This window comes from Oceanobacillus sp. M60, assembly GCF_053839645.1.
In genome coordinates this window covers 608,068-622,413 of record NZ_JBSSNH010000001.1, presented here as the reverse complement: position 1 = coordinate 622,413, position 14,346 = coordinate 608,068, and the positions used below count along the sequence as shown (strand labels likewise).

The window sequence follows — 14,346 nt, the reverse complement described above, 5'->3', positions numbered from 1 at the left end:
AGAAGGAAATGTCCATTTTTAAGAATAGATCTTTTCTGTCCATATGGATTGGCAATGGAATTTCAGAGCTAGGCGGTGCTTTTGGAACCTTTTGTAACTCCATTTTGATTTATCAATTAACCGGCTCGACCCTCGCCCTTGGGAGTATGTGGCTGTTATATTTTATCCCTTCTTTGGTGCTCCAATTATTTATCGGTCCGTTTATTGACCGCTGGAGCCGCAAGTGGATATTGATATTCTCCCAGATGGCAAGAGGCTTTGTCTTTCTTGTGCCGCTGTTTGCTTTATGGACAGATTCGCTTTTGCCATGGCATGTCTATTTCGTGCAGATTATCATTGGCTTAATTACACCGCTGTATGTTCCGGCAAATCAGGCAATCACGCCTTCCATCGTGGCAAAGGGGCAATTGGAAACAGCGAACGCCTATCTGGAAGGAACAGCACGGCTCATGACCTTTACCGCTCCTTTTTTAGGGGGAGTCGTGATTGAATATCTGGGTGTCTTGCCTACGATGGTTCTAGTAAGTACATTGCTTTTGTTAAGCGGTTTCACGTTGCTTTTTATCCAAGAGACGAGAATCCAGCAAAAAACAAGAGCGCCGTGGATAAAGGAATTTACAGAGGGTATCACTTACTTTTTTAGAAAACGGGTGATTGTCTGGTTAGGAATATTTCTTGGCTTTGTCCAATTTGGTGTTGGGGTGACAATGGTTACGACGCTTCCTTATATAACAGAGGAGTTATCTGGAAGCTACGCAGCATACGGTTATTTTATGGCCGGTTTTCCTGTTGGTTTTATCTTAGGTTCTATTTTGGTTGGTAAGATAAAGTATAAAAGCCGGAGAAAACTCATGCTCGGCGCTTTGTTTATCGGCGGGCTGACCTTTGTATTTCTATTTTTTAATACAAGCATTCTATTGGGGATTCTGACAGAGGTAATTGGCGGAGTAGCTATGGCTGTTTTCGCGATACATAATACGACAATCTGCCAAAAAATCATCCCGCATCATTTAATGGGGAAAATATTCTCTGTGAGGCTGTTAATTATTCGATGTATGATGCCATTAGGTGTCCTGGCCGGTGGTTACTTAAGTGACATGTGGGGCGTCCGGCCATTATATTTATTGATAGGGATGGTGATAAGCACCACTTCTTTATTGGGAATCTTGCTTCCATATTTTAAATTTATAGATGAAGATGCAGACAAAGAAAAAGAAGCTGTATGAAACGAGATTTTCATACAGCTTCCTTCCATTACTGTATGCTCTTCCTTCATTATTAGCTGGAATGCTTTACAGTTCGCGTATCGACTTATCCGCTAATTGCATCACCGTCATATCATCCATCGGCGGATTATGCAATCCGGCGCGGACATCACGGTAATAGCGTTCAAAATTATTTTTCAGCTTGAGGCTTTGCGCGCCGGCAACACGCATGGCAAGGTCTACACCTTGAACGGCTTTATTGGTGACAGACAGCTTGACTGCTCCTAATTCCGGGCCCATTGTATTTCTGGTTTCTTCATCGCCTTTATCCCACTTATCTGCAATGGCATGCAGGAAGTATTCAGATTCTAGTAAAAGAAGCTCTAAATCACCCAGTTTTTGTTTCACATTCGGCAGCTCGGAAATCGTCCCTTTGATACTGTTTGGTGAATAGCTTGTAGCAAAGGCGACAGCATCTTTTTGAGCAGCCTGTGCGATGCCGAGATAGCATGCCGGTATATGCAAGAGCCAGCCTGCTGGTTTTCTTTTCTGATTGGATATGATTTCAACGAGATCTTCTTTCTCTAAATGAACCTCTTCTAAAACGAGATCATGGCTGCCAGAACCGCGCATCGCAATCGAATCCCATGTTTCTTCTACGTTAACACCTTCCAAATCATGCTTTACCAGGAAGTTACCGACGTCATCTGTTCCATCAATAGAAGCACTAACGACAAAGTAAGTTAAGATTGGCGATAACGTCGTAAAGGTTTTTCGTCCGGTAATCACCCAGCCACCGTCTTTTTTGACAGCAGTTGTTTCCGGTTTGCCGCCGCGCGTCGGGCTTCCAGTTGCCGGTTCTGTTGCGGCATTGTTTAATAATGCACCATTTTCAACCACGTCCTTGATTACCTTCGTATACATCTGTTCGTCCCAGGGCTTGCTTTCCCCTAAATGTTTTATGATTCCCATATGCCAGCCGATAGATAATGCAGTGGAACCGTCTGCCCGGGCAATTATTTGCTGATAGGTAAGCAGTTCATCCAGCGGAATACCCGCTCCGCCATCTTCCTTAGGTACAGTGAGTGCCGGGTAACCGATTTCTTGCAAGTCTTTAAAGTTCTCATATGGAAAAGCGCCGTCGGGAAGCTCCCGAACACGTTCACCAAAGGGCTCCACTGTTTTGGATAAAAGCTGGACCCGCTCCTCTTTTGTTTTTAGGGCTGTTATAGAACTCATACCAGTATTCCTCCTTGAAAAAGACAAAGTATATTCATCAGATTTGTTTTATTTATATTATTTCATTGTTTGCAGAATAGTTCAATTATCTTGAATGGGCCGAAATATATTTTGCGCCGTAAGAGGCACGGTGGAGTTATTTAAAGGGGAATGCTTAACAATTAACTAAAATGGGGTAAACTTATAGAGGAGATATAAGAACGAGGAGTGTATACGATGAAACAAGATCCTAATCTAACCCCATTACCAGACGCATTTTATCAGTATCCGACCTTACAGTTAGCAGAAGAATTGCTTGGATGCATTTTAGTAAAGCAAACGGAGGCAGGAACAAGCGCTGGATATATTGTAGAAACGGAAGCATATCTGGGAAATGCTGACAGAGCAGCGCATGGATTTGGAAATCGGCGAACGAAACGGACAGAGATTCTCTATGCAGAGGCTGGAATGACCTATACGCATCTCATTCATAATCATTGCTTAATTAATGTGGTCAGTGCGGAGAAGGAAGTACCGGAAAGCGTATTAATTCGGGCAGTGGAGCCTTATACAGGAATCGATCTGATGATGGCCCGCCGTCCAGTGAAAAAATTTCAAAATCTAACAAGCGGGCCGGGCAAACTATCGCAGGCTTTAGATATTAATATGAGAGATTATGGACGGTCTCTCAAGGAGCCGCCGCTGTTTATTGCGGAAGGAAAAAAGCCGGAGAAAATAAATCGCGGTCCGCGGATTGGTATTGATAATTCTGGAGAGGCCAGAGATTATCCCTATCGCTTTTGGGTAGCCGGCAATAAATTTGTTTCTAAATAACCCTTAAAATTCCCGTTATCATTTGTACGATAACGGGAATTTTTATGTAGCGGTAGCTATTAATATTAAATTCAATTTATTATAGTAAGAAAATAAAAACAGATAACCTGATAGTCTAAACAAATCTGGGAATGGATGGTTTGAGGAAAATATATACTTACATTATAATAATACTAGGTTTTGAATAGGATATGGCAGCTTAAAATGGTAGGCTGGTCATGTTTATAATAGAGAATGTACACAGGGGAAGATTTGGTCTAAAAAATATGCAGAGGAGCATGCGGTATGAAACAGATAGACATTGCAGTAACGGGGATGGGCGCTGTCTCGCCATTTGGCATGGGAGTACCCGCGTTTTGGGATAATTTAATTGCGAATCATTCTGCGGTAAGGGAAATAACCGATGAAAATATACGAAAGTGGACAAAAGCAGGAGCTCGTGTACCTGATTTTGAAGTGTCTGATTTTCTATCTAAAAAGATTATCCGAAATACGGATTATTTCACCCAGCTGGCTTTGATAACAGCAGATGAAGCATTAAAGGATGCCGGATTGTTAAAAAATGATGGAGAATCCTTCATAGATGGGGTAGACCGAAATCGATTCGGAACAGCGATTGGAACAGCTTTTGGCGGGATTCAGTCGTTGGAGCAGGCGTCTGAAAAATTAGCGACGGGTAAAGCAAAAAGAGTCGGACCGCGTATGATTTCTAAATCGATTCCGAATGCAGCGGCAAGTACGATATCGATTCAATACGGATTCCGCGGTCCGTCGAATACATATGTCACTGCATGTGCTGCTTCGGCTAATGCTATCGGAGAATCTGCTTACTGGTTTTTCCGTGATGATGTGGATTATATTCTTGCTGGAGGCGTGGATAGCTTATGGTCCAATGTCTTTTTATCCGGTTTAGGTGATGCGGGCGCATTGGCAGCAAAAGGTCCGGAAGATATTTCCACATGGTCCCGGCCGTTTGATGCAGCGAGGACAGGAATGGTTATGGGAGAAGGAGCAGGTTTATTTGTTCTGGAACCGCTGGAGCGTGCCAGAGCAAGAGGAGCGCATATATACGCAACGTTAAAAGGATATGGAGCTTCGAATGATGCGTATCATGACACCTCTCCTGACCCGGAAGGAACAAGCGCCGCTTTGGCAATCGAGCGGGCGCTCCGTTCCGCACAGTTAAAACCGGAGGAGGTTGACTATATTAATGCGCACGCAACGTCGACTCCGGCTGGAGATATTGCAGAGACGAAAGCATTAAAGATGATATTTGGAGAGAATTTGGATAACATGCCGGTCAGCTCCATTAAAGGCAGCGTCGGGCATTTATTAGGAGCGGCTGGAGCCATTGAAAGCATTGCATCGATTAAGGCAATAGAGACGGGAATATTGCCGGCAACCCTTCATTCAGAAAATAGGGACGAAGCGGCTCCGCTGGATATTGTTCCAAATGTAAGTCGCAAGCAGCAAATCCAGACAGCAATGAGCAATTCCTTTGGCTTTGGCGGACAAAATGGAATTGTGATTTGGCAGGCACCTCAAGGTTAATCGGGCAAAAGAGGAAACGAATAATGAAATGGAGAGATAAGAATGCTAGAAGAACGGCAAGGCCATGGAAGTGTAGTGGAGCGGCAGGCTGCACTGGAAAAGATGTATCCAAGCTGGGAGAAGCGGACGATTGCGACGCATTTTCATAAGCAGTGCCAGCAATATAGCGATAATCCTTTGATTATGATGCCGAATCAGGCTGTAACTTATGGGGAAACGTGGGAGCGGGCACGTGAATATACAAAGGCAATGCTGCATTTAGGCGTTAAGCCGGGGGACCATATCGCAGTTTTAATGGAAAATGAACCGGAATACGTCGCATTATTTGTAGCTTCCTCGATGGCAGGAGCAGTGATGGTCCCGCTGAATACGCAGCTGCAAAAGGAAGAATTGACCTATATGCTGCGTCAATCCGATACCAATTGGCTGATTACGCATCAATACGCTGGAAAACAGCATCATGCCGAAGGGTTAAAGAATATTGTTTCTGAACTCCAAGCGGATGCAGAGAGCCCTTTTACTAAAGCAGTTTGTATTCCCAACAAAGAAGCAGATGTACCGGAAATCTATATGACATGGGAAGTATTTTTACAAGGTGCACGAGCAGTGGAAGAGACGGCGTTAAACAAACGCTGGAAGGAAACAGATAATCCAGACACAACTGCAGCTATTATTTATACCTCCGGCTCTACAGGCTTGCCGAAGGGCGTGATGCTGACGGATGATATGCTGCTCCGTTCTGGTTTTGCAACGTGCTTAACCAGAGGATATGAGGTAGGAAGACGTATTTATGCTCCGCTGCCGATGTACCATGTTTACTTTCTGCAGGAAGGCTTGTTTGCCGCTTCCTTTGTAGGAGGAGGGATGGTGACCTGTCATGCGTTTCAGCCGCTTCAGTCACTGGAGCTGATGGAGAAATACCAGGTTCATGATTTTCTGGCTGTTCCATCGATGCTTGTTGCCTTATTAAATCGTCCGGAAGTAAAGCATACCAATCTAAAGTCTCTTTATGCGCTATTATGCTGTGCCGCTCCTTCGCCGGTCCCGTTATGGAAAAGAGCAGTAGATGAATTAGAAGTGACCGAAATTGGTACAGGCTGTGGCGCGACAGAAGCGGGCTCTACTACGATGCTGACTGAAATTGGAGCCCCGTTGGAGATTATCTCTACCACAGTCGGGAAAGTAAAAACAGCAGGATCTGCTGCTCATCCGGAGTTTGGAGATAAAAGTGTCACGTACAAAGTGATTGATCCCGATACAAGAGAAACACTGCCAAGCGGTTCTGCCGGCGAGTTAGCGGTGCGGGGAAATGTGGTAACAGAAGGGTATTATAAAAAGCCGGAAGAGACAGCTTTTGCCAAGGATGAGGACGGATATATCCGCAGCGGAGACCTGGGGACGATTGATGAACAAGGTTATATTCGGCTGTTAGGAAGAAGTAAGGATCTGTATAAAGTATCTGGAGAAACCGTAGCTCCCAAAGAGGTAGAGGATGTGATTTCCATGCACCCGGCAGTAAATCAAGTTTATATCGTCGGCGTGCCGGATCAATTAACAACAGAAACCGGTGCCGCGTTTGTGGAATTAAAACAAGGCGAAACCTGCACGAAGCAGGAAATCCGAAAGCTGTGCCGGGAGCATGTAGCACGATTTAAAGTCCCGCGTTATATCTGGTTTGTAGAAGCGGCGGATTGGCCGCTGACGGGAACAGGTAAGATACAGAAATTTAAACTGCAGGATATAGCGCAGAAAAAGTTGAAGAAATAATGTGAACTAAACCGCAATAAAAAAACCTGCTGCAAAGCTTTTTTACGAGCTTTGCAGCAGGTTTTTTTGATATGCAGAAAGGTTTAAATTCCTGTACCTAGAATATAAAATTGGGATTGATTGTAGTTGTAAGTGAGCTTAGAATAATCGAAGGCTGTTCCATTTGTCAGATAGAAGATACTTTCTATTGTCAGCTTAGGCTCTCCGTTTTTCAGCTTCAAATAGCTTGCTTCCTGATCAGTTAATTTTCCTATTTGCATGTACATATCAGAAAACCCGACCTTTAGTCCGAGCCCGTCTTCAATATATTGAAAAATCGAATCTGTAACAATTTCTTTATTTAAGTAAGGGACAACGGCTTTATTATAATAGGATTCTTCTAAGCAAAGTGTTTCTTCTTCTATATATCGGACACGCTTTACATAATAAACATCCTGATTCATGTCGATATGTAAATTCTGGGCGACCGCTTCGGTCGGCTTACGGATTTCCAGCTCTAATACCTCCGAACTGAGATGAAATTTCTCTAAATCTTTTTGAAAGCCTTGATTGGACAGCAGATTAATATAGTTTTTTCTTTTTTTCCTTCTTACGAAAATGCCGCTCCCTCGCACCTGGAAAATTAATCCTTTTTTCTCCAGCAGGTCTAATGCTTTAATAATCGTACTTTTACTCGTATTAAATTCTTTGATCAAGGTTTCTAACACAGGAAGCTTTTCTCCCTGCTGCATTTGGTGCTTTTCAATATATAATTCGATTTCACCTGCAATCTGCTGATACTTCAACATATGCACACCTCATTTCGACTGTAGATTTTCATTTATATTAAAGATGCTAAAGATACAGATATGTTTTTCTTTAAGAATAAGAAAGTATAAATAGTTGTAGCTAGCCGCTCCAACGGGTTTCATGGGGTAAGTAATCTTAGGCCAAGAAAATGACCTTTTGCAAAGAATAACTATGTATATTAAGTTGGGTTATTTAATTCACCGTTTAACCAAGTATATCATACTATAATGGCAATATTAACAAAATATACGCATAAAATAATTGTTATCTACTTGAAAAATTATAACCGTACAATTATAATATGCATATCAAATTAAAAAATAAGGAGAAATAGTATGGCTGAAAAAGTGAGGGATTATGATAAATTAGCTGGGGATATTCTAGAAGAAATTGGCGGAAAAGAAAACGTTGTCAGTGCTACACGTTGTGCCACCAGACTTCGTATTGTATTAAGACATTCGAAGCCCAAAGCAAAAGAAACAGTCGGCGCAATGCCGGGCGTTATTACAGTGGTGGAGAATAATGGTCAATTTCAAGTAGTTATCGGACAGCACGTTGGGGAAGTATATGAAGCTTTTGCAGATTTGGTTGGAGAAAGCGTTACAGAGGATGGCGATGATAACCAAAATAAAGGAACAATATTAAACCGGGTAATTGCCACGATGTCGGCAGTATTTGCTCCGTTTGTATATATATTAGCTGCAGCAGGTATCCTGCAAGGTACATTGATTTTAATTAACCTGCTATTTCCTGCATTCGAAAACACAGGAACATATGAAGTGCTGAGTATGATGTCGTGGGCGCCATTTACATTCTTGCCTATATTTATTGCAATAACAGCAGCAAAGCACTTTAAAGTAAATACGTATATCGCAATTGCTGCCACAGCAGCATTAGTAACACCGGAATGGGCAGATATAGCCGGCCGGGTTGCCAGCGGGGAAACAGTAACATTTTTAGGTATTGCTTTATCACAGACAACCTATACATCCTCTGTTTTACCGCCGCTATTTTTAGTTTGGATATTATCCTATGTGGAAAAATTCTTGAACAAGAAAATTCCAGAAGTCATTCGTCCCTTGTTTGTACCGTTCTTTAGTATTTTGATTATGGTACCGCTCATTCTTCTAGTGATCGGACCAATAACAACAGGCGGTGCAAATGCGATTGCGAACGGATATAATTATCTGGTTGATGTATTCCCTGCACTTGCAGCTGCCATCATTGGCGGGTTTTGGCAGATTATTGTTATTTTCGGAGTGCATTGGGGCGTTACGCCAATGGTACTTTCCAACTTTGAACAATATGGAATGGATTCTTTCCAGGCCTATCAAACGATCGCCGTTGTAGCGCAGGTCGGAGCTGTTATTGGTGTGCTGCTTAAAACGAAAAACAGCGAAACCAAAAAGGTGAGTACCTCAGCAGGAATCACCGGTATATTCGGGATTACGGAACCAGCCATTTACGGGGTGACGTTGCGCTTTAAGAGACCATTTATTTACGGATGTATTTCCGGAGCGATTGGCGCGATTGTAGCGAGCTTCTTCAGACCAAGCTATTTCGCTTATGCAGGTCTGCCGAGCCCGATAACAATGGTAAACGCAATTAACAGCGAATATCCAATGTCTATCTGGGGGATTTTGATTGGGGCTGCGATTGCTATTGTTCTGCCAATTGTGTTGACTCAGATTCTGGGTTATGGTGAAGATACAGCAAAACAAGCAGATGAAGCACTTGCCTCTGATCAAGGAGAGTCTGAAAAGAAAGATGGATCAGAAAACACTGTTCCAAATGAAGAAGAAATTGCGGCTCCGTTAAGTGGAAAGCTAATGGCGTTATCCGAGGTTCCAGATGACGTATTCAGCTCTGGTGCTATGGGACAAGGGGTCGCTGTAGAACCATCCAGCAATGAAGTGGTCTCTCCGGCTGACGGCAAGATTGTTTTCATTGCCCCTTCCAAGCATGCGGTTGGAGTGCGTACGAACAGCGGTGTGGAATTATTGATTCACGTCGGTTTGGAGACAGTGGAATTAAACGGGGAGCCTTTTACAGTTCATGTGGAAGATGGGCAAAATGTCCAGCAAGGCGATAAGTTAATAACATTTAATCAAGACATGATCCGTGAAAAAGGACTGCCGACGATAACTCCTGTTATTATTACGAATATAGGAGAATATGAGGAAGCGATTGTAGAAGGTATAGCAGAAATAAATACAGGCGAAAGACTAATTAGTGTTGTTAAATAAAACGAAGGAGGAAGAACAATGAGTGAATTATCAAAGGATTTCTTATGGGGTGGTGCATTTGCTGCCCATCAATTTGAAGGCGGCTGGAATGAAGGCGGAAAAGGACCAAGCGTAGTGGATGTACTGACTGCTGGTGCCAATGGTGTGCCAAGAAGAATTACGGATAAGGTAGAGCCGGACGAATTTTATCCAAATCATGAAGCGGTGGATTTTTACCATCACTACAAAGAGGACATTGCGTTATTTGCAGAAATGGGTCTGAAATGCTTGCGTACATCGATTGGCTGGTCCCGCATTTTTCCAAAAGGGGACGAGGCGGAGCCAAACGAAGAAGGACTGCAATTTTATGACGATGTGTTTGACGAGCTTCTGAAATACGGTATTGAGCCGGTAATCACCTTATCTCACTTTGAGATGCCATTGCACTTAGCGCGCGAATACGGCGGTTTTCGCAGCAGAAAAGTGGTCGATTGTTTTGTGAAGTTTGCGGAGGTTGTGTTTGAACGTTATAAAAACAAGGTGAAATATTGGATGACCTTTAATGAAATCAATAATAAAATGGATGTCCGTAACCCGCTGTTCCTCTGGACAAATTCAGGTGTCCTGTTAAAAGAAGGGGAAAATGCAAAGGAAGTGATGTATCAGACTGCGCACCATGAGCTGGTAGCAAGTGCATTGGCTGTTGCAAAAGGAAAGGAAATCAACCCGGCGTTTGAAATTGGAGCGATGGTTTCTCACGTGCCAATCTATCCATCTACTTCGAATCCAGAGGATATCATGCTTGCCGAAGAATATATGCGCGACCGCTATTTCTTCCCGGATGTACAGGTGCGCGGATATTATCCAAGCTATGCATTAAAAGAATTCGAACGTAAAGGCTACAATATTGTCATGGAAGAAGGAGACGATGAGATTCTCTTAAACGGAAAAGTCGACTACCTAGGCTTCAGCTATTACATGTCTACAACCGTAAGCAGTGAGGTGGAACCGGACGAGTCTGCAGAAAAAACAAATGGCGGCCTGCCACATGGGGTTGATAATCCATATATTCAATCCAGTGACTGGGGCTGGGCAATTGATCCGACAGGCTTGCGTTACACGCTGAATCGCTTTTATGACCGCTATCAGCTGCCGATGTTTATTGTGGAAAATGGATTTGGAGCGGTTGATACAGTCGAAGAAGATGGATCTATTCATGACGAAGCAAGAATCAATTATCTTGGCGCTCATATCGAAGCTTTAAAAGCGGCTGTGAATGAGGATGGCGTAGACTTAATCGGCTATACTCCTTGGGGAATTATGGACATTGTATCCTTTACAACCGGGGAAATGAAGAAACGCTACGGCATGATTTATGTAGACCGGGATAACGAAGGTAATGGAACCATGAAACGCTCGAAGAAAGATTCATTTGATTGGTATAAGAAAGTAATTCAATCAAATGGGGAAGACTTACATTACGAAAGATAAAATGATATAGTGACGAAAAAAGGGGCTTTCTTAACTTGATGGGTTAGGAAAGTCCTTTTTTCTGTTGGAATGGCTATCTTTCATAGCCCGAAACGATTGACCTCTTAAATTTAAATGAAAAAAATATAATAAAAGCGTTTACAAGATGGAAATTACATGTTAGGATACTTGTATACAAGTATTCGAACTAACAAATTATATGTTTTGTAAGCCCTTTATTTCAGTGATATAAAAAGGGTGAATGGATTAAATAAATGGCAGAAGGATATGTCATAACAATACACAGTTTCTAATAAAAGATAGTGAGGGATGAATGTGAATCAACATAAATTTATGCTCGGAGTCGACATTGGCACAACAAGTACAAAAGCCGTTCTTTACCGGGAAACAGGTGAAATTATCGCGCAGAGTAATCAGGGATATGATTTGCATACGCCGGATGTACGTACAGCTGAGCAAAATCCGGACGATATTTATCAGGCGGTGCTTCATGTTATCCGAGAAACAGTAAAGGAATCAGAGATAGATAAAAAAGACCTTTCCTTTATTTCTTTCAGCAGCGCAATGCACAGTCTAATTGCAATGGATGAAGATAATAAAGCCATTACACCATGCATTACTTGGGCAGATAACCGCAGCTCGCATTGGGCAACGAAAATTAAAAATGAATGGAACGGCCATGATGTTTACCTGCGAACGGGAACCCCCATCCACCCAATGTCTCCGCTTAGCAAAATTACATGGCTGGAGCAGGAGGAGCCAGAAACAGCTGAAAAGACAAAGAAATACATCGGCATCAAAGAATATATTTTCTATCAATTCTTCGGCGACTATGTGATGGATTATTCTCTTGGTTCCGCTACGGGGATGATGAATTTGGAGGAGCTTGCTTGGGATAAAGGAGCTCTTGAAATGGCTGGTATTTCAGCGGATAAACTCCCAAGACTTGTTCCTACAACAGAAAGCTTTACAAACTGTCATTCGGAGATTGCGGAGGATTTAGGCATTGCACCAGACACGAAATTTATTATTGGAGCAAGTGATGGGGTGCTGTCCAATATTGGCGTAAATGCGATAAAAGAAGGAGATGTGGCGATTACCATCGGCACGAGCGGGGCTATCCGCACCGTTATTCCTAAACCGCGCACCGATCAAAAAGGCCGAATTTTTTGCTATGCATTAACGGAGGATCATTGGGTCATCGGCGGGCCGGTAAATAATGGCGGCATGGTGTTGCGCTGGATTCGTGATGAGCTTGCTGCAAGTGAAGTCGAAACAGCAAAACGATTAAACATTGATGCGTATGAAGTATTAACTGCTATCGCAAAGCAGGTGGAGCCCGGATCAAACGGATTGTTATTCCACCCGTTTTTGGCTGGAGAGCGTGCACCGCTTTGGAATGCGAATGTCCGCGGTTCCTTTATCGGTTTAACATTGAATCATAAAAAAGAGCATATGGTACGTGCTGCGTTAGAAGGCGTTATTTTTAACTTATACTCTGTTTTTCTGGCATTAGTGGAAGTAATGGATGTGCCGGTGAAATCGATTAAAGCAACGGGCGGTTTTTCAAAATCAGAATTGTGGCGGCAAATGATGGCTGATATCTTTGACCAGAATGTCATCGTTCCGAAAAGCTATGAGTCCTCCTGCTTGGGAGCTTGCTTACTGGGATTGTATGCAGAAGGGAAAATTGATTCCTTCGATGTAGTAGAAGAGTTGATTGGTTTTACACATGAGCATGAACCGAACCCGGATCATGTTTCAACGTATCAGGAATTAATGCCGATTTTTATCAATATTTCCCGTTCGCTTGAACAGGAATACGAACAGATTGCGGCTTATCAGGAAAAGAAATCACTGGAAAATAAACAGAATGAAGAATAGGAGCTGAGAATAATGGAAAATATTTATCCGCTTATTATTGTTGCGCTGGCAGTAGTGACACTATTGCTGCTAATCATGAAGTGGAACTTAAATACGTTTATTGCATTGATTGTTGTTTCTTTACTAACGGCATTGGCACTGGGCATGTCTCCAGGTGAAATTGTTGAAACGGTCCAAGGAGGACTTGGAGGCACACTTGGCGACATTGCGCTTATCTTTGTTTTCGGTGCAATGCTAGGGAAGTTACTGGCTGATGCCGGCGGTGCCCATCGTATCGCTTTAACATTAATTAATGTATTTGGTAAAAAACGAATTCAATGGGCTGTTGTTGTTGCTTCTTTTATCATTGGTATCGCATTGTTCTTTGAAGTAGGACTTGTTTTATTAATTCCGATTGTGTATCAGATTGCTAAAGAAGTTAAATTGCCTTTATTATATCTGGGTGTGCCGATGACGGCTGCATTATCCGTCACACATGGATTCCTGCCTCCTCACCCGGGCCCGACAGTAATTGCACAGCAGTATGAAGCAAATATCGGCATGGTGCTGCTTATCGGTATTGTGATTGCTATTCCGACGGTGATTATCGCCGGACCGTTATTTACGAAAGTAGCTCAGAAATTGGTGCCGGATGCTTTTTCACGAATCGGCAATATTGGATCACTTGGAACGACAAAAACATTTGAAGAAGAAGAAACACCTGGATTTGGTATTAGTGCCTTGACTGCACTTTCTCCAGTCATATTGATGGCGGTTACAACGATTGTACAGCTGGTTCAGGAAATTGCCGGACTTGCAGATAATTTGTTTTTTGAAATCGCACGCGTCATTGGAGACCCGACAATGGCTCTCCTTCTTTCCCTGTTATTTGCGATTTACACGATGGGGATTGCACGTAAGATTCCGATGAAAACATTGATGAGTTCAGCAGAGGAATCCGTTCGCGGAATTAGTATTGTTCTTTTAGTTACTGCAGGCGGCGGTGCGTTAAAACAAGTATTGATTGACGGCGGTGTCGGTGATGCTGTAGCAAATATCTTCTCTGGTTCAAATATGTCGCCAATTCTGCTTGCGTGGCTGATTGCTGCTATTTTAAGGGTTTCCTTAGGTTCGGCAACCGTGGCAGCTTTAACAACTGCTGGAATGGTGATTCCGTTGATTGAAGGAACCGATGTGAATCTGGCGCTGATGGTGTTAGCTACGGGCGCAGGAAGTTTGATTGCCTCCCATGTAAACGATACCGGATTTTGGATTTTTAAGGAATACTTCAATTTATCGATGAAAGAAACATTTGCAACTTGGACGTTGCTGGAAACGATTATCTCTGTATCCGGACTTGTATTTACGCTTTTAATAAGCTTAGTTATTTAAAACTCGGGCAA

10 protein-coding genes are annotated in these 14,346 nt (G+C 42.8%); 8 read left to right on the top strand and 2 right to left on the bottom strand.

Features of this window, described 5'->3' with window-relative positions; genetic code table 11:
- Positions 1-8: 8 nt before the first annotated feature.
- Positions 9-1,226 carry an MFS transporter gene (locus ACW0TQ_RS03015; protein ID WP_193062730.1) on the top strand — a complete coding sequence of 406 codons (1,218 nt, stop codon included), beginning with the start codon at positions 9-11 and terminating at the stop codon, positions 1,224-1,226.
- A gap of 66 nt (positions 1,227-1,292) precedes the next feature.
- On the opposite strand, the gene ACW0TQ_RS03010 is transcribed toward ACW0TQ_RS03015, so the two are convergent.
- Positions 1,293-2,444 carry an acyl-CoA dehydrogenase family protein gene (locus tag ACW0TQ_RS03010; protein WP_042531495.1) on the bottom strand — a complete coding sequence of 384 codons (1,152 nt, stop codon included), beginning with the start codon at positions 2,442-2,444 and terminating at the stop codon, positions 1,293-1,295.
- A gap of 216 nt (positions 2,445-2,660) precedes the next feature.
- On the opposite strand from ACW0TQ_RS03010, the gene ACW0TQ_RS03005 reads away from it, so the two are divergent.
- From ACW0TQ_RS03005 to ACW0TQ_RS02995, 3 genes are all read left to right on the top strand, one after another.
- Positions 2,661-3,257: a DNA-3-methyladenine glycosylase gene (locus tag ACW0TQ_RS03005; RefSeq protein WP_455725317.1), complete on the top strand. Its 597-nt coding sequence runs from the start codon at positions 2,661-2,663 to the stop codon at positions 3,255-3,257.
- A 285-nt stretch (positions 3,258-3,542) separates the two neighbouring features.
- Positions 3,543-4,808, top strand: a complete 1,266-nt coding sequence (locus ACW0TQ_RS03000; protein ID WP_455725316.1) for a beta-ketoacyl-[acyl-carrier-protein] synthase family protein — start codon at positions 3,543-3,545, stop codon at positions 4,806-4,808.
- Between the two features lie 42 nt (positions 4,809-4,850).
- Entirely contained in the window at positions 4,851-6,575 is a 1,725-nt protein-coding gene (locus ACW0TQ_RS02995; RefSeq protein ID WP_455725315.1) for a class I adenylate-forming enzyme family protein, read from the top strand.
- 83 nt (positions 6,576-6,658) lie between these two features.
- On the opposite strand, the gene ACW0TQ_RS02990 is transcribed toward ACW0TQ_RS02995, so the two are convergent.
- The gene (locus ACW0TQ_RS02990) at positions 6,659-7,363 is read right to left on the bottom strand and encodes a UTRA domain-containing protein (protein ID WP_368901149.1); all 705 of its coding nucleotides are present in this window, start codon (positions 7,361-7,363) and stop codon (positions 6,659-6,661) included.
- Between the two features lie 336 nt (positions 7,364-7,699).
- Here ACW0TQ_RS02990 and ACW0TQ_RS02985 point away from each other — a divergent pair, with 336 nt between their 5' ends.
- From ACW0TQ_RS02985 to ACW0TQ_RS02970, 4 genes are all read left to right on the top strand, one after another.
- Positions 7,700-9,610, top strand: coding sequence for a beta-glucoside-specific PTS transporter subunit IIABC (locus tag ACW0TQ_RS02985; RefSeq protein WP_455725314.1), 1,911 nt, complete (start codon positions 7,700-7,702; stop codon positions 9,608-9,610).
- Positions 9,611-9,628: 18 nt separating this feature from the next.
- Positions 9,629-11,080, top strand: a complete 1,452-nt coding sequence (gene bglA, locus ACW0TQ_RS02980; RefSeq protein WP_455725313.1) for a 6-phospho-beta-glucosidase BglA — start codon at positions 9,629-9,631, stop codon at positions 11,078-11,080.
- Positions 11,081-11,413: 333 nt separating this feature from the next.
- Complete coding sequence (gene gntK, locus ACW0TQ_RS02975; protein ID WP_455725363.1) at positions 11,414-12,964, top strand: gluconokinase; 1,551 nt, start codon at positions 11,414-11,416, stop codon at positions 12,962-12,964.
- Between the two features lie 12 nt (positions 12,965-12,976).
- The gene (locus ACW0TQ_RS02970) at positions 12,977-14,335 is read left to right on the top strand and encodes a gluconate:H+ symporter (RefSeq protein ID WP_042531511.1); all 1,359 of its coding nucleotides are present in this window, start codon (positions 12,977-12,979) and stop codon (positions 14,333-14,335) included.
- Positions 14,336-14,346 lie beyond the last annotated feature (11 nt).